This window comes from Leucobacter salsicius M1-8 (assembly GCF_000350525.1).
GTDB classification, from domain to species: Bacteria; Actinomycetota; Actinomycetes; order Actinomycetales; family Microbacteriaceae; genus Leucobacter; species Leucobacter salsicius.
In genome coordinates this window covers 338,872-356,351 of sequence record NZ_AOCN01000015.1, presented here as the reverse complement: position 1 = coordinate 356,351, position 17,480 = coordinate 338,872, and the positions used below count along the sequence as shown (strand labels likewise).

Annotated in this window: 16 protein-coding genes; 9 read left to right on the top strand and 7 right to left on the bottom strand. The window is 59.9% G+C overall.

What is annotated here, in order from left to right:
- Positions 1-40 precede the first annotated feature (40 nt).
- Both C795_RS0106840 and C795_RS0106835 read left to right on the top strand, forming a co-directional pair.
- A complete protein-coding gene (locus tag C795_RS0106840; RefSeq protein WP_017793012.1) occupies positions 41-628 on the top strand; it encodes a hypothetical protein in 588 nt (195 codons plus the stop codon).
- 101 nt (positions 629-729) lie between these two features.
- Entirely contained in the window at positions 730-1,689 is a 960-nt protein-coding gene (locus tag C795_RS0106835; RefSeq protein ID WP_017793011.1) for a diacylglycerol/lipid kinase family protein, read from the top strand.
- Here the strand turns inward: C795_RS0106835 and C795_RS15420 are convergent.
- Complete coding sequence (locus C795_RS15420) at positions 1,686-2,006, bottom strand: META domain-containing protein (protein ID WP_017793010.1); 321 nt, start codon at positions 2,004-2,006, stop codon at positions 1,686-1,688. The genes C795_RS0106835 and C795_RS15420 overlap by 4 nt on opposite strands.
- 167 nt (positions 2,007-2,173) lie before the next feature.
- Here C795_RS15420 and C795_RS0106825 point away from each other — a divergent pair, with 167 nt between their 5' ends.
- The gene (locus C795_RS0106825; protein ID WP_017793009.1) at positions 2,174-4,078 is read left to right on the top strand and encodes a S1 family peptidase; all 1,905 of its coding nucleotides are present in this window, start codon (positions 2,174-2,176) and stop codon (positions 4,076-4,078) included.
- A 37-nt stretch (positions 4,079-4,115) separates the two neighbouring features.
- Here C795_RS0106825 and C795_RS0106820 read toward each other — a convergent pair whose 3' ends face one another.
- Positions 4,116-5,309, bottom strand: coding sequence for a RimK family alpha-L-glutamate ligase (locus C795_RS0106820; protein ID WP_017793008.1), 1,194 nt, complete (start codon positions 5,307-5,309; stop codon positions 4,116-4,118).
- Positions 5,310-5,334: 25 nt separating this feature from the next.
- Here C795_RS0106820 and C795_RS0106815 point away from each other — a divergent pair, with 25 nt between their 5' ends.
- Both C795_RS0106815 and C795_RS0106810 read left to right on the top strand, forming a co-directional pair.
- Positions 5,335-5,814: an ATP-dependent zinc protease family protein gene (locus tag C795_RS0106815; RefSeq protein ID WP_083879149.1), complete on the top strand. Its 480-nt coding sequence runs from the start codon at positions 5,335-5,337 to the stop codon at positions 5,812-5,814.
- 172 nt (positions 5,815-5,986) lie between these two features.
- Positions 5,987-7,237, top strand: a complete 1,251-nt coding sequence (locus C795_RS0106810) for an aminotransferase class I/II-fold pyridoxal phosphate-dependent enzyme (protein WP_017793006.1) — start codon at positions 5,987-5,989, stop codon at positions 7,235-7,237.
- A 77-nt stretch (positions 7,238-7,314) separates the two neighbouring features.
- Here C795_RS0106810 and C795_RS0106805 read toward each other — a convergent pair whose 3' ends face one another.
- Positions 7,315-7,941, bottom strand: a complete 627-nt coding sequence (locus C795_RS0106805) for a DUF4282 domain-containing protein (RefSeq protein WP_017793005.1) — start codon at positions 7,939-7,941, stop codon at positions 7,315-7,317.
- Between the two features lie 382 nt (positions 7,942-8,323).
- Positions 8,324-8,692, bottom strand: a complete 369-nt coding sequence (locus tag C795_RS0106800; RefSeq protein ID WP_017793004.1) for a hypothetical protein — start codon at positions 8,690-8,692, stop codon at positions 8,324-8,326.
- A gap of 168 nt (positions 8,693-8,860) precedes the next feature.
- On the opposite strand from C795_RS0106800, the gene C795_RS17180 reads away from it, so the two are divergent.
- On the top strand, positions 8,861-10,375 hold the full coding sequence (locus C795_RS17180; protein WP_157486995.1) for an outer membrane protein assembly factor BamB family protein: 1,515 nt from the start codon (positions 8,861-8,863) through the stop codon (positions 10,373-10,375).
- A gap of 75 nt (positions 10,376-10,450) precedes the next feature.
- Here C795_RS17180 and C795_RS0106790 read toward each other — a convergent pair whose 3' ends face one another.
- Entirely contained in the window at positions 10,451-11,485 is a 1,035-nt protein-coding gene (locus tag C795_RS0106790; RefSeq protein WP_017793002.1) for a tyrosine-type recombinase/integrase, read from the bottom strand.
- Between the two features lie 110 nt (positions 11,486-11,595).
- Between C795_RS0106790 and C795_RS0106785 the strand changes: the two genes are divergently transcribed.
- From C795_RS0106785 to C795_RS0106775, 3 genes are all read left to right on the top strand, one after another.
- Positions 11,596-14,373 (top strand): class I SAM-dependent DNA methyltransferase, encoded by a 2,778-nt coding sequence (locus C795_RS0106785; protein ID WP_017793001.1) that lies wholly within the window; start codon positions 11,596-11,598, stop codon positions 14,371-14,373.
- Between the two features lie 83 nt (positions 14,374-14,456).
- On the top strand, positions 14,457-15,005 hold the full coding sequence (locus C795_RS0106780; protein WP_017793000.1) for a hypothetical protein: 549 nt from the start codon (positions 14,457-14,459) through the stop codon (positions 15,003-15,005).
- Positions 15,005-15,421 carry a hypothetical protein gene (locus C795_RS0106775; protein ID WP_017792999.1) on the top strand — a complete coding sequence of 139 codons (417 nt, stop codon included), beginning with the start codon at positions 15,005-15,007 and terminating at the stop codon, positions 15,419-15,421. The genes C795_RS0106780 and C795_RS0106775 overlap by 1 nt, the downstream gene beginning before the upstream one ends.
- A 123-nt stretch (positions 15,422-15,544) precedes the next feature.
- Here C795_RS0106775 and C795_RS0106770 read toward each other — a convergent pair whose 3' ends face one another.
- The gene (locus C795_RS0106770; protein WP_157486994.1) at positions 15,545-16,627 is read right to left on the bottom strand and encodes a hypothetical protein; all 1,083 of its coding nucleotides are present in this window, start codon (positions 16,625-16,627) and stop codon (positions 15,545-15,547) included.
- 356 nt (positions 16,628-16,983) lie between these two features.
- Entirely contained in the window at positions 16,984-17,424 is a 441-nt protein-coding gene (locus C795_RS0106765; protein ID WP_157486993.1) for a hypothetical protein, read from the bottom strand.
- Positions 17,425-17,480 lie beyond the last annotated feature (56 nt).

Below are 17,480 nucleotides of genomic sequence, written 5' to 3'. Positions count from 1 at the left end.
TGCCCGTTAGTATTACGGACACGAGCAAGGGAGGCTCTTCATGACGATTTCAACGAGCGACGCAGCCCGTGAACCAGCGACAAACACGACGCGTGCCACCAGCGTGCCCGGGATTGAGCGCGCGACGGAGCGCGACTGGGCGAGCTGGCTCGAGATTTTCACCGCACACGACGCCGTACACCTCACGCACGCACAGATCGCGAAGATTGCTCGCGATCATGTCCCCGATGCGCTGCAGAGCCCCGATTGGTGGGCGCAGGGAATCGCGATCGCATTCGAGCAGCACTCCGGCCTGCGCGTGCCCGGGCAGGGATCCGACGGCCTGTTTCGTGTGAGCGCGAGCCGCACGATGCCCCTCGACCGCGACGCTGCGATTGCCGCGTGGGTCGCCGCTCACGGTGACGCCGCCGAGCACCGCGGATGTGCCGTGTTAAAGCCGCGACCCTCGCGCACCGAGAAGCGATCGTTTTGGCGGTTCGACCTCGAGGGTGCCGGCCGGGTAGAGGTGTCGGCTACTCCCAAGGGCGACGACAAGGTAACTCTCGGCGTCAACCACGACGGCATGCCTACGGGCGAAGAAATCGAGGAGTGGCGGGCCTACTGGAAGTCATTGCTCGCTGCGCTCTAAGCCGCTTCGCGGTTCACAGCCCGTTCCCGTGTTGGTCGCGTTGAATCGGCAGCGCACGACCTCAGACCGCAGGCACATCCTCGCCCTAGGGAGTCCCCTTCATGAGCAACGCAATCGGAATCGTTTGGAACCCATCGAAGACCGACAAGGGTGAGCTGGGCGCCGCGTTCGACGAGGCGCTCGCCGGCACGGCTGGCGATGCCTCACGCGAGGTGCTCTGGTTCGAGACCGCGGTGGACGACCCGGGCCGGGGCGCCGCAGCCTCCGCCGTCGAGCACGGCTGCACCCTTGTGATCGCTGCGGGCGGCGACGGCACGGTGCGCGCGGTGGCTGAATACCTAGGCGGATCCGGATCCCCCAAGGCCGACCTCGGCATTGTGCCGCTGGGCACCGGCAATCTGCTGGCGCGCAACCTCGGGGTGCCGCTGGGTAGCCCGCGTGCGGCCATTGAACTTGCGCTGCGAAGCGAGGGCGCACCGCTGGATCTGGGCCAGGTGGAGTTCACCACCTCTGATGGCGCCACCCAGCAACTCGGGTTCGTCGTCATGGTGGGCTTTGGTATCGATGCTCAGATGATCGTCGAGACTGACGACGAGTTGAAGGCCAAGGCCGGATGGCTCGCGTACGTAGAGTCGCTGGGCCGAGCGGCCTCGGGCACCGAGGTCGTCGAGTTCGCATTCACGCAAGACGAAGGCGAGACGGTGCAGGAGCAGGCGCACACGCTGCTCGTCGCCAATTGCGGCAGCATTCAGGGTGGCGTCACGCTCCTCCCCGATGCCCGGCCCGATGACGGCGAGCTCGACCTGCTCCTTTTGCGCGCCGACGGTGCGGTGGCCTGGCTCGACACCATGCGCAACATGACCTGGGACAACGGGCTCAAGCGGCTATTCACCCGTGCGAGCACCGCCGAGAGTTCAGAGTCGACGGCGCACCTTCGCGCCCGACGGGTACTCGTGTCGCTGCCGGTGCCACTCGCCTTCGAGGTGGATGGCGAGGATGTCGGCGAGGTGAGTTCCTTTGAGGCTACGATCCTGCCCGGCGCACTGCGGGTGCGGGCCTAGCCCGGCAGTTGCTCCGTAATCGCGCGCCGCAGCTCGCCGATCCGGGTGCCCGACCGGTCACACACGACCAGGGTGTCGCCCTGCAAACGCACGCTGTGGACGCCGCGCAACCAATCGTCGACGCCGAAGCAGGCCTTCAACGTCGATACAAACATCCCGATGACCGCCCCATCGTCAGTAGCGGCATAGGTCGAGAAGATGCCATTGCAGCCGTCGCTGCCCGTCACTGCGCCGTCTACCGTGAACTCGAGATGCGGGTTGCCAGGCTCGTTCGACTCCCACCGCCCGATCAGCGGTTCGCTCTGGGCATTGGACATATGCACAGCGTAGTCCGGTCCGCTGTGTGGGCGGCGCGGTTCTGGCTTCCAAAATCTTGCCCCCTGACCAAGTTCACGCTACGTTTATTCGGTGTGTGGCGATTTCTGGCGCCACGATAGTGACGCACCGCCGCGCTTCGCGCGCATCGACATTGGGGGCCCTCGTTATGCTGCACCGTTCTGCCTTGCTGTTTCGCAAACCACTCGCGATCGGCGCTACGCTCGCGATCGCGCTCGGTGGTGCAAGCGCATCCTCTCCCGCGTTTGCGGAGGAAGCCCCGCCCTCCGCGGTGGCACAGCTCACCGACGACCCCGGCACAGCCACTATCGAACAACCCGAGACGGAGAACCCTGCTGACGAGTCGGCACCGCCGTCGCAGGCCGACGAGCAGGCGTTCGAGGCCGCGGGCATCGACCTCGTGGGTGTGGGTGTGAACGCCGCGGGCGAGACCGTTGTCGTGACGACCGGCGGCGACATCGATTCGCCAGCGGGGCAGGCAGCAATCGAAGACTTCGCAGACTCCCATGGTGAGCACGACGAGATCACCACACTCCAGCTGGAAGGTCCCGTCAACGCCGTCGCAGCTAACGATCTCGTCGGCGGCGCAGGGTATCTCGCCGCCAACACCAGCACCGGGACAACGGGATACTGTTCACTCGGTTTCGCCGCGTGGAGCCCCTCTCGCAAGCCCGCCTTCATCACAGCTGGTCACTGCATGAGTGGCCCGGAAGACACCCTTGCAGTTGCCGTTACGCCCCAGGAAGAGCCCGCTGCTGGCGGCCCCGGAACAGTGCCCGACCCGGGTCTCCCCCTCATTGGCTGGTTCGGGTTTGCGCAGTATGGCGGCGTGGGCGGCACCACCGGAACAAACGGAGATGCTGATTCGATCGATATCGCAGTGATCGATGTCGACGAGGACGAAGACTGGAATCTGCTGCCAGAAGTCACCGACTGGACTACGCCCGGCCTGACGCCCGGTTCCCTTGCCGAGAGCACGACCAAGGTGGAGCGCGTCGGGCTGCCCCAGCTCGGGCCCATTGCCCGCAGCGGCCGCACGACGGGCCACGAAGCGGGAACCGTACGGCCGATCGACATCCTCGATGGCTGGATTCAGGTGAGTGGCCGTTGGGTACACGGGTTCTCCAGCGGAACGTACGCAATTCCTGGAGACTCCGGCGGCTCCGTGGTGCAAGGCACCACGGCGGTAGGCGTCGTGAGCGGTGTTGCCGCAGACGTGTGGGGCGGCCCGTTTTTGTGGTCCTCGCTGCTGCAGGACTCACTGCCCGCCACGGGTGGCTACGAAGTCGCGCTCGACATCGCCGCCCCCACCACCGGCACGAACAACGCGACCATGGGCGACGGCATCGCCGTTACAGTGCCGACAAACGCTACCGGGCTCACAGTGGCCCTGAACGGCCAAGAGACCGCCCTCACCCCGGTCGACGGCGTCGCCACCGTGCCCACCCCCGCGGCAGGCGTCTACGACTACACCTTCACCGCCACCAATGGCATGAGCCAATCGGTGCCCACTGCGGCGACCGTCACCGTCGCTCCCCCCGCCCCCACTGTCACATCGATCACGAACGGTGAGACCTTCAAGGACGGCGCAACACCGAAGAGTGTCTCGGGCACCGGCATCGAGGGCGCAACGGTCGAAGTAGCGCTCACGACCCTCGCAATCGCCCTCCCCGGAACGTCAGGCGCACCGGCGAACCGCACCCAGCCCGATGTGACTTACACCGCAACGGTACAAAACGGGACATGGTCTGTCGACCTGGAACCATTGGGCGCGGATGATAATGGGTCAGTCAAAATGGAGCTCGCGGCCACACAGACGGCGAACAAGGTCTCGTCGGCCCCAACTACGCTGGAGTTCACGGTGTACGGTCAGCGCAAGCCAATGCCGCCCGAGACGACACCGACGCCCGGTGGTGAACCGGCCAAGGCGCTCGTCAACACCGGTGGCCCGAGCGTCGCGCCACTGGGCCTCGCTGCCGGTGCGGCTTTGCTGCTCGGCGCGTTGGCGCTCGGCGCCGCAGCGATCCGGCGCAGAAACCAGGCCACGCGCTAACGCTCGCGGCAAGACACTACCGCAGGAGCTCGCCGAGTTAGCCCTCGGCGAGCTCCTGCGCCTCGGGCGGCAGTTTGCGCACGCGCGCCCGGCGGCGCTTCTTCTCGGGGATCATGCCGCGCATCTCCTCGAGCTTGCCGAAGCACAGCAGGCGGTCCTCAGCCTCGAGTACCAAATGCTTGCGCGGGTTCGGAATCACCTGCACGCCGCGGTGCAGCGTGAGCACAGTGACGTCGCGATCCCACAGCCCGAGGTCACCGAGCGTCTTACCTACGTGCTCTGAGCCGTGCATCGTGAGCTCGGCAACCCCGTAGCCCGTCGACACCGACAGCCGCTGACGCACATCGATCTCGGGAAAGTTCACCTGGCCCGCGATGTAATCGATGATCGCGCCCGCGACATCAAGCCCGGTCGCGGCTTCGACGCCCTGCAGCCCCGGCGACGAGTTGACCTCCATGACGAGCGGCCCCTCGTCCCCCTCGAGCATGTCAACGCCCGCAACTCGCAGACCCATGATCTGCGCGGCGCGCACGGCGGCCTGTTCATATGCCGGATCGAGGGTGACGGCCTCCACGGTTCCGCCACGGTGCACGTTGGAACGAAACTCGTCTCCCGCGGCGGTGCGGCGCATGGCGGCGACCACGCGGTCGCCCACCACGAGCGCGCGTACGTCTCTGCCGCGGCTCTCGGATACAAAGCGTTGAATCAGCACGTTCTGGCGCGTGGAGTGCAGCGTCTCGATGATGGCCTCGGCGACTTTGACCTGCGGGGCGAGGATCACGCCAATGCCCTGGGTGCCCTCGAGGAGCTTGATGACGACGGGGGCGCCACCGACGCTCTCGATCGCGGGGCGCACGTCGGCGCGGTTGCGCACGAACGCGGTGGCGGGCATATCGATGTTGTGGCGCGAGAGGATCTGAATGGCGCGCAGCTTGTCGCGCGAGTTTGAAATGCCGTTCGCAGTGTTGGGGGTATAGACATCCATCTGCTCGAACTGGCGCACCACCGCCGTACCGAAGTAGGTGATGGAGTTGCCAATGCGGGGCAGGATCGCGTCGTAATCGCTCAGCAGCTTGCCACGATAAGCGAGGTCGGGTTCGTCCCCTGCGAGGTCGATCGAGAACCGCAGCGTGTTCAACACGCGTGCCTTGTGCCCTCGCTGCTCGGCTGCGGCCAGGAGTCGCTGGGTCGAGTACGCCTGCGGGGCGCGCGAAAGAATCGCGAGTTTCACCGTGAATACCTGCCAAGATAGAAGTGTGAACGGACTCCCCTATTCAAGCACCCTTACGGGGTGGCGGGAATGGGTACGCCTTGAGGGACTCGGCGTGCCCTGGGTGAAGGCCAAGATCGACACTGGCGCACAGACGTCTGCACTGCACGCCACCGAGATCGTCGAGTTTGAGCGTGACGGCGTGCCGTGGGTTCGCTTCCTGGTGCAGCCGTGGCAGGCAGACGAGAACGACGCCGTATGGGTCGAGCGGCCGGTACACGACCGGCGCCTCGTGCGCAGTTCGTCGGGGCACGCTGAAGCACGCCCCGTGGTGCTCGCCACGCTCAATTTAGTGGGCCGCGACATCGAGGTTGAGCTGACGCTCACGGACCGCGAGGAGATGGTGTTTCGCATGCTCGTGGGCCGCGAGGCGCTGGCGCAGGGGTTCGTGGTCGACTCGAGCGAGTCGTTCCTCGGGGGCCGCCCGCCACGCGCGGTGCGCCGCCGCAACCGCGGGCTCGTGTAGTTACTGGGCCCCACCACTAAATGGGTCAGGCCGGTCTAGTCCGCTTGCAGTAACTCCGGGACTTTCACCTATTCCGGATGCAACCCCCGCAAACTTTCCGAAACTAGTGAAAGTTCCGGGGCTAGTCAACTGGCCCCCTACTCCCCTCACCACCTCCACCTAAGCTGAGAGGGTGAATGAGCGATGGCGAGACGTAGCAGCGGCGACCGGACTCCTGGGGGCGAACGGTGAGCCGGCGCCCACGATCTTCGCCGAGATGACGGCCCTCGCGACCCGCACGGGCGCGGCGAACCTCGGCCAGGGCTTCCCCGACGCCGACGGCCCCGAATGGGTGCGTGAGGCCGCGGTCGAGGCGATCCGGAGCGGACAGAACCAGTACCCGCCCGGCCGCGGCACCCAAGAGTTGCGGCGCGCCATCGCGGCGCACCAGGCCCAGCACTACGGGCTCACGCTTGACCCCGAGACCGAGGTCCTCGTGACAGCTGGCGCAACCGAGGCGCTGGCAGCCGCGATCACCGCGCTCGCGGGCCCGGGCGACGAGGTCGTGACGCTCGAACCGTTCTACGATTCGCACGCCGCCGCGATCGCGCTTGCGGGCGCGACGCACGTCACGGTGCCGCTCGTACCTGCTGCGGGCTCCGGATCGGGGTTTGAGGTCGACCTCGCCGCGCTCGACCACGCGATAGGGCCGCGCACCCGTCTGATACTCGTGAATTCGCCGCACAACCCAACAGGCACCGTGCTGACGGGCTCCGAGCTGGCGGCGATTGCGGCCGCGGCAACGCGAGTCAACGCCGTCATCATCACAGACGAGGTGTACGAGCACCTCACGTTTGGCCCGGCCCACACCCCGATGGCCACACTGCCGGGCATGGCCGAACGCACCCTCACGATTTCATCGGCGGGCAAGACGTTCTCACTCACCGGCTGGAAGATTGGCTGGGTCACCGGGCCCGCATACCTGGTCGACGCTGTGGCGACCGTCAAGCAGTTCTTGACCTATTCGGGCGGGGCTCCGTTTCAGCCGGCCATCGCGCGGGCGCTCACCGAGGGCGAGGGTGACATTGCTGAGCTGCGCGCGGGCCTCGCGGCGCGCATGGAGCTGCTCCTCGACGGGCTGCGAGCCGCGGGCCTCGATCCGGTGCGGCCCGGTGGCACGTACTTCGTGTGCGCCGATGCGTCGCCGCTGTTCGACGCGGTCGCAGCGCTCGCCGGCACGACCATCACCGATGGAGCCGCCTTCGCCCGGGCCCTCCCCGTCGCAGTAGGGGTTGCGTGCGTGCCGGTGTCTGCGTTCTGCCGCGAGGGTTCGGTGACCGCGCACGCGCTGCGCAATTGGGTACGGTTTACGTTTGTGAAGGACGAGTCCGTGCTGCGCACCGCCGTCGAACGGCTCGCGACGCTGGTCACCCCAGCGCAATAAGAAATCCGGCCGACGGTTTCGCGTTCAGACCCTGTGGTGAACGGAAATCGTCGGCCGGATTAATCGGCTGCCGCGAGTCAGGCGGCGCGAGCCAGTCGCACGAGCTCAGCGGTGTGCTGCGAGGTGCGAATCTGAGCCGTCACGAACTCGAGCCCGATGCGCAAGAAGATGACATTGAGAACCGCAGGGATCCAGCCAAAGATCAGGACGAGCACGCCCCAGATCATGAAGATGCTGCCGCCGTCACCTCCGAACGCCGAGTACGCTGCGTTCTCGATGCCACCCAAGATGAAGAAGAACAGCGCGGCGCCTAGCCAGCCCAACACCGATAGGGCGATGCCGAGTACATAAATGACCTTCACAAAGCTCGTGGTGACCGAGCGCTCAGCGGCAAAGCTCAGATCGAACAGGCTGCGAAAGAAGCCGGCCTGGGCCGAGTGAGCATACTGCTGGTGGGGCAGCTGCTGGCCTGCCGCCTCGCCGGGGACCTGACCGGTGGCCTGACCTCCGGCCTGCATCCCGGCAAAGCCTGCGCTGTGGTTGCTGGTGTCAAGGTTCACCGTGTCACCAGGAAGTGCGGTGCTCTGCTCCTGTGGACGCAAGTCCTGGGTCCACTGCTCGCCATCCCAGAAACGAAGCTGACCGCTCCCACTCGGATCGGGGTACCAGTTGGCAGCAGGCTTCTGCGGGGTTGCATCGGTCATATCTGGGTCCTTAAGCTCTTCAAACAATGTGAGAGCACCCCATAAATGACAGGTATAACCTAGGCACTCTCTAAGCGACGGTACCAGAGCAGCTCATGACGGCTCCAACACAATGAGCCTCCCGCTCAAGCGAAAACACTCGAGCGGGAGGCTCATTTACTGCGGAGGATAGTTTTCTTCAACCCGCCACCCCATTTGGCGTTGATTTCATGCCATTTTTGAGCCTACAGGTGGGTCTGATTTTCAGAAATACAGTCGCAAATACTGTTGCAGATACAGCAGTATGGCTTGCGAACCCCGTCATAATGCCTGATCACATATTCCCACAGGGACTCAATCCACCCCATTTTCGGGGCCTATTTGGACTGTTTTGGTCGAGTGTTTACAGTCCCGCTCTTCGCAGGTAGCCACCTCCGGGAATGAGCCCTTCGGGTAGGGCCGGACAGTTATCGGCGACCGTACCGGCCCAAAAGTCGGTGATGGTGTCGAGGTCATCGTCGGTGTACTCAATGTCACCGTCCATGTAAATCTCCTTCAGCCCCTCCCAAAGCTCGTTCACCTCATCGGCGCAGCGACCACATTGCATCCCACTGTGGGGAGGCGGCTCCTCACCGGCTTCGTGGAAAGCTAGATCGAGGTCTTCCATCCGGGTATCAATGTAGGACTGAGTCCTCTCGGACAGGGCCGCATCAAGGAGCTCTGCGGTGAGGGTGCCTGTACGGGCGGCAGGAATGAGCCGGTCGAGTGTCATGCTTTCACGCTAGTACGGAATCGGGGTTAATGGAGAACGACTCTCACCTGAAGGGTGACGTACGGGTGAGAGCATTCATTTTTTGGATCACGAAGAGCGTTACGCCACACCCGTCACCGACACAGGTACTCTTCTTAGTGTCCCTCCTACTTCCACATAAGGAACTCAATGATTTCTAAAGCTCGACTAACTGCCGGAGCTTCACTGCTCATAGCAGCCGCACTCTTGACGACAGGATGCTCTGCAGTCACAGAGCTTGCCTCTAAAGTGACAACACCGAGTGACGCTGAAGTCACGACGGAGATGCTGAGCACTGCTGCCCCTGAGCCACTGTGGACTGCAGACGCTCAAAGCGTTGGAAGAGGCCCGATCATTGTGGGCGAGACAGTAGTCAGTCACATCTTTCGAGATGGCAGCCTCACCCTTGTGGGATATGACCTACTGACCGGTGAAGAGAAGTGGGCACATGCAGGGGTTACCGGCTCCGTTAAACCGGAGGCCGAAATCAACCCTCGACTGATTGAGGCTGAGGACGGTTCAGTAGTTGCAGTGAACATTCTTACGCCCGTCAATGAGGACCTCCCTGACGGACAGGGGACAAGGTGGCGGCACCCCTATCAAATCATTGATGTGCAGACCGGTAGCGTTGTCGCGGATAAGACTGAACAAGTAGTCTTTGGTGCCCCCCTCGTAGCATGCATCATCGAGAACGTGTACTGCACTTCCGGCATACACAATGGTGGGGATTTTAACAAGATGGCGATTGATAGCCAAGGAAATCCGATTGACGATCCCCAAAGAACCGCCGCACCTGAGTTCAACTTTGCAGATAGAGCGTATGAGGGTGGAATCTTTATGGGTGAAGCAGGGGGTGGGACTCCTGCTGTTGCTCGAATGAGTGAGGGCGAAGTGCTTTGGAGCGTTCCGCTCTCTGAGCTTGGAATCGCCGAACCTAAGCGCACCTCGGAGTGGGAAGGCTATGAAGGATTCGCGACCGGTGCTGAATGGTATGAGGATGAGAACATCGTTGTCATTGGTGGTGGGAACCGCATCCCCAACGCAGAAGGTTTCGCGGCAGGTACAGAAACTTCTGCCGGTCTGAACGCTGAAACCGGAGAGATTCTTTGGACCGCTGAAGGTGCCACCTGCTTTGAGGGCGTCATGTGTCTCGGAGAAACGACCGCCAACGTCAAGGACCACGTCTACTCCTACATTCCGGCAGACATGCCGCTCGCAGGCTTTGACCCGAAGACCGGCGAAACCACTTGGACTACCGAAGTGGAGGGCCTCGAACTATATAACAAGGATGCATGGCAGACACCCGGCTCAGCCGTGCACCTAATCAACGTGGCCGAGGGCGCACGCCTCCTCAATATCGAGGATGGATCGCTCACTGCACCCACTGAAGATCAACGATTCGCCTGCCGACAAACCGGGCCTTCATACAGCGCCCCCAAGTTGTCCAAACCCACCGAAGCGAACGTGGATTGGACCGGAAACTATTTCACCGGTGCATGCACTGCAGGCAGTGATGAAGCCGACTTGGACCCCACCAACTTCACTCAAGGGGTCGTTGCCGCTGCTTCCTTGAAGCCTTTCACTGCAGCTACTCAGTGGAATGCCCTTGAGGAGCAGGTCCGAGTTATCGCCACTGAGGAAGGCTTCGCAGCCTACAAGTTCTAACGGCCCTTACCTACAAACAGCTCTGCCCCCTTCTGTCATTTGAGACGGAAGGGGGCAGAGCTGTATTTTCGGAGGTCACACGGTGAGGTATGAGACCTGACCGAATGCCTCCACGCTTGTGCGGTCGTAGGAGCGGAGAATGTCGAGGGATGAATGCTGTGAGATGCGGGCGATGTTTTCTGCACTGATTCCCTGCTGTGATGAGAGGGTAATGAAGGTCGCACGAAGTGAGTGCGAGCTGTAAGCAGCTGAGCCCACCTCGGTTGTTATTCCTGCAGCGGTCAAGCTGTCACGTACGAGCTTTGTGATGGTGATGGCGGGGTGCTTGATCGCCGTGTGCTTGATCTGCTCACCGCGCATGGTGGGAAAGACGGGAAAGTCGGGGTGAGTTTCTTTCGTGATGCCCTGTGAAGCGAGCAGAGACAGCCAAGCATTAAGGGCACGAACCGGGTCAACGAGAGCCTGCGGGGCGGCTTTGACAGGGATAGATACGCCTACTGCTTCCTGATCGGTCTTCGAGAATCGCACGGTCAGGAGGATTCCGTCATAGGTGCGGGTCGAGCTAATGTCTTTTAGCTTGAGTTCCGCGATGGAGGATGAGCGCAGGGCTGCAGCGATCCCAATGGCGATGAGGGCGCGATCACGTACAGCGCGCACGGCCCCCTGCCGCTTCAAGTGGCGGTGCAGCGCGGTGATCTGCTCAGCTGTGAGTGCTTCAGCCTTCTGCGGTGTTTCATTCCTGCGGTGCGTACGCGTGAGGCCCGAAACAAACTGCGCGACAATCTCACTGTTGAGGAGCCCGAGCGCGTGAGCATTCTTCCTTGATGCGTCGTGCTTGATCGCAGAGAGGGTCTTCGTGATGGTGCTGAGAGTGACACCCCCACTCTTCCGCTCCTGCAGGTAAGAGAGTACCTGCTGCGTGAAACGTGCAGCATCGAGCTGACCTGACTCCTCTTGGGGGTAGAGCGCCCATCCGCGCGATGCGAAGTGCACATCAAGAGTCTTCATCTCCTGCGCGTATGCCTTCACAGTGGTCGGAGCCAACGCTGATTCGAGAGTCGTCAGAACTGCGTCGATGTTTGTGATGGGGGCGAGAGTGGTTTTCGTCATGAGAGGTGCTCCGTTTCGGTGTTGAGAGGAGTATCTCTTGCGCCTCGGACAAACTTGAAGAATGAGCCGCCTCGCCTCGCAGACTCGCGCGTTTAGATAGGCTCAGTTCTATGACGACTGACGTAGCTCAACAGAGGCTCGCCGCCAAAACGTTCGCTGACAAGTGGGCAGCGGTGAAGAACGAGAAGCAGTATGGACAGTCGTTTTGGACGCGCTTCTTCACAGAGATAGTTGGGGTTTCTGACCTGCTCGTGGCAGGTATCGAGTTTGAGTTCCCGGTTAAGAACGTTGAGACCGGGAAAACGCAGTTCATAGACGTGCTGTGGGGCGGAATCGCCCTCATCGAACACAAATCTGCAGGTAAAGACCTCGACAAGGCAGAGGTACAGGCGCGGCAGTATCTAGTCTCCCTCCCTCATAAGCTCAGGCCGCCGTATGTGGTTCTTTCAGATTTCGCGCGCTTCCGAATCATTGACGTCCTGCGGGGCGAGTCCATCGAGTTCACGTTGGAGGAGCTACCGAAGAATCTCGACCGCATCAACGCAGTCTTCAAGGACTACTCCAAGCGGGCCACCATCAATGAAACGGTCGCTGACAAGAAGGCCGTTGAGAAAATGGCGACCCTCTACTTAGAGTTTGAGAAAGCGGGATATGAGGGGCACGACCTAAGCGTTTTCCTTGTACGTGTGCTCTTCCTCTTGTTCGGTGATGACACCAACATGTGGGTGCGCCCGAAAGCGTTTCAGCAGATTGTTGAGGACAGCGACGAGAGCGGCTCCGACCTCGGCGGCCTGATTCATCAGCTCTTTGACGTCCTCGACCGAGAGAAGGAGCGACGACCACAAACGCTGCCACCTGAGTTCTCGCTCTTCCCTCACGTCAACGGTGGACTATTCCAAGAGTCCCTCCCCATCTTCTACTTCAACAAGCAGATGCGGGACGCCCTCCTCGATGCTTGTTACTACGATTGGTCGTCCATTTCCCCCGCGATCTTCGGGTCGATGTTCCAAACCGTGAAGAGTCGCGAAGACAGGCACCAACTCGGTGAGCACTACACATCAGAAGCGAACATCCTCAAGGTCATTCGGCCTCTGTTCCTAGATGACTATTTGGAGCGAACCCGCACTGCATGGGACGACCCCAAGAAGTTGTCTGCTCTCCGTGACGAACTCGGCACCCGTAACTACCTAGACCCCGCCTGTGGTTCAGGAAACTTCCTCATCGTGGCGTACCTACGTCTACGCGACATCGAACGAAAGATCATCGCCCGTTTGCAGGAGCTCTCTCATGGGCAGGGACAAGTAGGCCTTTCAGGGCTTAGCGAGTACGGCGTCCGAGTCAAGCTCACGCAGTTTCACGGGATTGAATATGAAGAGTGGTCGTCGCAGATCGCGACGGTGGCGATGTTCTTGGCTGATCGTCAGGCCAACCTCGCACTCTCCGAGATTATTGGCGAGCCGATTAACCGGTTCCCGCTGAAAGAAAGCGCGACGATTGTTTGTGACAACAGCCTGCGTATTGATTGGGCAGATGTCTGCCCAATCAACGACAACACCGTCATCATGGGAAATCCGCCATTCGTCGCCGCGCACGACCTTGATGATGATCAGAAGAATGACCAAAAGCTCGTATGGGGAAAAACGAGCGGAGTCGGGAGTCTCGACTATGTCGCTTCATGGTTCTATATAGCCGGGAAACTGATCCACAATACGAATGCCGTCGCGGGCTTCGTTTCAACCAACTCGCTTACGCAGGGCCAACAGCCCCCTGTGTTGTGGCGAGAACTGTATAGGTTCGGGATTGGGATTGACTTCGCCCATCGCTCATTCGCATGGTGGAATGATGGCGGTAAGGTCGCATCAGTCCACGCGGTGATTATTGGTTTCTCCGCCCGCACAAAACCCGCTACACGGTCAATGTGGATTTACGAAACGCCAAAGGGCGAGCCGGAACTCACCAAGGTCAAAAACATCAACGCATATCTCTTGGATGCGGAGAGTGTGCTCGTCGGAGCCCGCACCAAACCGTTGAACCCCCTTGTCCAAGAAATGGATTATGGAAGTAAGCCCACAGATGGGAAATATCTCTCCAACATTTCTGCAGCCGAGGCCGAGAGAATCCGCGCCACTGATCCACTCGCCGCGAAGTACCTGCGCCGGATTGTCGGAGCGCAGGAGCTCATCGACGGCGCGGAACGTTACTGCCTATGGCTCGTTGACGCGAACCCGACCGACGTCAACAAGTCTCCGGAGCTGCGCCAACGCATTGAAGGTGTCCGAAAAATGCGACTCGCTTCAACCAAAGCTAAGACCGTTGAAGATGCTAAGCGCGCCTCCGAGTTTCAAGAAATCAGGCAGCCGCTAGTTGATTACATCGCGATTCCGCTACATACGTCTGAGAACCGCGAGTACATCCCGATGGGTCTCCTCACCTCTGATGTCATCATCAATAACGCACTTTCTGCTGTTCCCGACGGGTCCCCGCTGACGTTTGGTTGGCTAATGTCTCGCCCATTTAATGTTTGGGCTCAAGCAGTCTCAGGTCGGATCAAATCTGACCCTCGGATTTCCAACACCATCACATATAACAACTTTCCCTTCCCCCATGCAGAAGAAAGCATCGAGAAATCCATCTCAGCTGCAGCCCAAGCAGTTGTTGCAGCTCGCGACCGTTACCCCGAGGCATCCCTCGCAGACCTTTACAACCCCTCGTCTATGCCTAGCGCCCTGCGGGATGCGCATAAGCAGCTCGACCGGGCGACGCTGAAAGCTCTAGGGTTGAGGTCCAATGCGTCAGATGATCGAGTACTTGAGGAGCTTTTTCACCGTTACTCGCAGCTGACCGGTGGTTTCCTCGCGGAGCTTGAGCCGCGCAAAAGACGACGCTAAGGATCGACTCGTAAATCCTTCGAGTTCTACAGAATCACGGCTAAAACCTAAAACCTCACCCACAGTTTTAAGAAAGGACGCGGGTGTACATCAACGACTGGATGTGGCTTGACCTTAGTGCAGCACCAAGTGTCTTGGATTTGGTGGCATTCGCTATCGGAGCAGCTGCCCTTGGATTCGCGATCTGGCAGCTCTCGAAAACTCAGAGTTCTTTTGTAGCAGCGAAGAATGCGCTAGACCACACGAGGAAATCACTCATCAAGAACCGAGTGCTGACAGTCCTGTCAGGGTTTGAGAGTTTGCTGAACCGAGTTGACGCAGCTTCAGCTGCGGACAACCGGCATGCACTTGGCGAAGAGCTCACGCAGTTTAGCTTCAGGGCCCATGAAGCAGTAGCGCTTCTAAATGAGATAGACGAGGACACCGCCGAGATTGAGAGAATGTTGGACAACCTAGCTGACAACGTCTCTGATGCGCGCTCAAAACTATTTGAGTCCCCCGACGTGCAACTGCAGGTCCTCGTAGGGATACCGGTTGCACAGATTCGCATTCTGCTACCCCGTGTGAACGCCCTCGGAATCACTCTCCAAAACAAGTCCATTGAATCCATTGCGAATCAGAAGGAAAAGTAATGTCTCTAGATCATGACTCCTGGGAGCGTCTCCTAGCTGCCACAATCAAGGCCACCGAGACAAGAAAGCTCGTCTGGCGAGAAGAGCCAATCGTAAGAGGAGTAGGTCTTGATGGATTCAGACAGACTCTATTGAGCCAACTAGGTGCACCGAAAAAGTTCTACGCTGTCACAACTTCGTTCAGTTACGAGCTTTCTGCTGATGTTTATGGTCGCGCCCCCTATGAGTTGACTATTTGGAATCGTGGCGGCCCTAAGCCCGATGTTCTCGCAAACTTCAAGTCTTCATCTGCATTCAACGAACCGTCAACGATTGAGATCAATCAAAAACTCGAAACACTTTTCCGTATCGTCAACGGATCTAGTGAGCGAAAGATGAAGGACTTCGAGAAACTCCTTGATGAACTAGGCGAGTAAGTGTCTAAAGTCACGCCTCTCGAGAAACTTAAAGAATGAACTTTTAAGAATGAAGATTCTTTGAGTTTGAGCCGCTATTCCACACGCAGGAGACTTCACCCCTCAGCGGCACCTTCAAGGGCGTTACAGGCCCGCAGGAGACGAGAGAGGGCCGCTCTGAGGCCGCTGCAGTAGGAGATGTGGAAGGTTTAGAGTCGAAAGGATTTCTGAAACCTGCTCTGCCGCGTTTACTCCTCCTGCTGCTTCCTTTATGAGTGAGACAAGGTCCGGGTACTGCTGCTGAAACTTGCCCCATTCTTTCTTGTCGATGGCAGCGAGAACCTCCACAGATTCGATTCGTGACGAGGCTTCTTTTTTTCGCGCAGCCCGTAGCTCACCAACGCCGTAAGCCCTTTTAAGATTTGGCGTGAGTCGATAGAGATGTAGGCCGCTCAGGAGCCCTTCAAGATTTTTCCAAAACGTTTCCGCACCGCGCGGAGGCTCAATCCCTATAGCTTCCGCTTCTGCTGATTCGATCAACGGCGCGAACATCGAAACCGAGCGTGAAGGGGAAGTCTCTTCCTCGCTCTCAGGACGTTTATCGTGCAGAGACCCTTTCGTGACGTATGACGAAAGCTTCATCGCTGCTGTGTCTACAGGGTCAGCTATGACGAGCTGTTGATGGGTCAGCCGTGAAGAGTGGCCGTGCATTTCAGCTGCGCGCTTCCATCGGCTATGTAGGGATCGCTTCAAGGTTGCGACATCGGAGGGTACTTTGAGGGGCTTCTCTGTGAAGAGTAAGAAGTGGACGTGGATATGAGCTTGAACGCGCGTGTAGGCCACAGCAGGGTTCGCGTCAGGAGTGAGGAGCACCTCGATAGAAGTCGCCCTGCCGATGATGCCAAGCTGCTTCGATTCTCGGGACCAAACATTCCCTGCGAACATGCGCTGCAGCGCATACCTCACCGCTTCAAGCTGTGAGGCGATCTTCCACCCTTTCGCCCATGTATCGACTTCAGCTACACGCTCAAAATCATCTCGCAGCTTTTGGATCATGGCTTTCTCATCCGCCTTCTTCGCTGATAAAGCCTTGATTTCTTTGTACTGCTTGAGTGACCGGAGACCAATCTCTTGTGAGCTAAATCCCACCGGACTGAATGCAGGTGAGGAAGAAATCGTGAAGGTGCCGAAGAGCACCCCACCCCCTGCCGCAAAATGTTCACTCATCACATGCTGCAGCTCGGCTTGATGATTTGAGGCTGCGCGAGCATGCCCCCGAGGACAAGTCACAGGACTGCATGACTGCGTCTGTGACAGCCCACCGAAACTCTTCCGCTCCGTAGTCGTGATCCTTTTAACTAACTGCGCACCACCACCGAGACCGGCCCTATTGCACCACCGCCCCTGCACTGACCCGCTATGGGCGTTATAGAAACGGTGAAGTTCAGTCGGCGTGAGTAGGGGTGTTGATACAGAGGTAGGGGTGGGCATGGGGACGGGTGACTTTCATGGGTATCTCGGTGGGGGTCTCCTTTTCTGTCGGGAGCGGACATGGGGGCTTAGGGACGGTGCAGCCGGGCTATTTACTCAACGGCAGGCTCCACTTTCTTTCGAGGCGGGCGAGTCTGCAGTTCACCCTCATTAAAAAATGATCGGGTCGCGATCTTCACGGTCATCGTGTCGGCATTGAAGGTCACGATTTCACTGAGTGGCATGTCCGGCAGCTGCTCGACAGCATGCGCGAGAGCTTCGCGAAGATCGTCAACCGCGAGGGGCTGAGCCTCACGCGTAGCGGGGTCTTCTAATACCGCGTTGCCGAAGCGCAGGTAGGCGACGGGCTCACCGCGATTCGCGAAGCTTGGGGAGCTCCTGCGTGCAGATTCGTTGTTGTACCACACCTGAAGATTGCGGATGATGAGCCCCTGCTCCACAAAGAAGTCTTCGATTTCGAGGCGGATTCTCTTAACGGAAGCGAGGACTCCGGCAGGGGTGAAAGAGTGACTTGTTGGGCTTGGGTTTGTCATGGTGATTCTCCTTATAGATAGTGGAGACGCGCACGGATTGCAGACGTCTCCATTTC

Excerpts from the sequence above, each read along its gene's own strand:
- C795_RS0106835 (WP_017793011.1), top strand. The coding sequence starts at position 730 with ATGAGCAACGCAATCGGAATCGTTTGGAACCCATCGAAGACCGACAAG.
- C795_RS0106840 (WP_017793012.1), top strand. The coding sequence starts at position 41 with ATGACGATTTCAACGAGCGACGCAGCCCGTGAACCAGCGACAAACACG.
- C795_RS0106775 (WP_017792999.1), top strand. The coding sequence starts at position 15,005 with ATGTCTCTAGATCATGACTCCTGGGAGCGTCTCCTAGCTGCCACAATC.
- C795_RS0106785 (WP_017793001.1), top strand. The coding sequence starts at position 11,596 with ATGACGACTGACGTAGCTCAACAGAGGCTCGCCGCCAAAACGTTCGCT.
- C795_RS15420 (WP_017793010.1), bottom strand. The coding sequence starts at position 2,006 with ATGTCCAATGCCCAGAGCGAACCGCTGATCGGGCGGTGGGAGTCGAAC.
- C795_RS0106790 (WP_017793002.1), bottom strand. The coding sequence starts at position 11,485 with ATGACGAAAACCACTCTCGCCCCCATCACAAACATCGACGCAGTTCTG.
- C795_RS0106805 (WP_017793005.1), bottom strand. The coding sequence starts at position 7,941 with ATGACCGATGCAACCCCGCAGAAGCCTGCTGCCAACTGGTACCCCGAT.
- C795_RS17180 (WP_157486995.1), top strand. The coding sequence starts at position 8,861 with ATGATTTCTAAAGCTCGACTAACTGCCGGAGCTTCACTGCTCATAGCA.
- C795_RS0106765 (WP_157486993.1), bottom strand. The coding sequence starts at position 17,424 with ATGACAAACCCAAGCCCAACAAGTCACTCTTTCACCCCTGCCGGAGTC.
- C795_RS0106825 (WP_017793009.1), top strand. The coding sequence starts at position 2,174 with ATGCTGCACCGTTCTGCCTTGCTGTTTCGCAAACCACTCGCGATCGGC.
- C795_RS0106770 (WP_157486994.1), bottom strand. The coding sequence starts at position 16,627 with ATGAGTGAACATTTTGCGGCAGGGGGTGGGGTGCTCTTCGGCACCTTC.
- C795_RS0106800 (WP_017793004.1), bottom strand. The coding sequence starts at position 8,692 with ATGACACTCGACCGGCTCATTCCTGCCGCCCGTACAGGCACCCTCACC.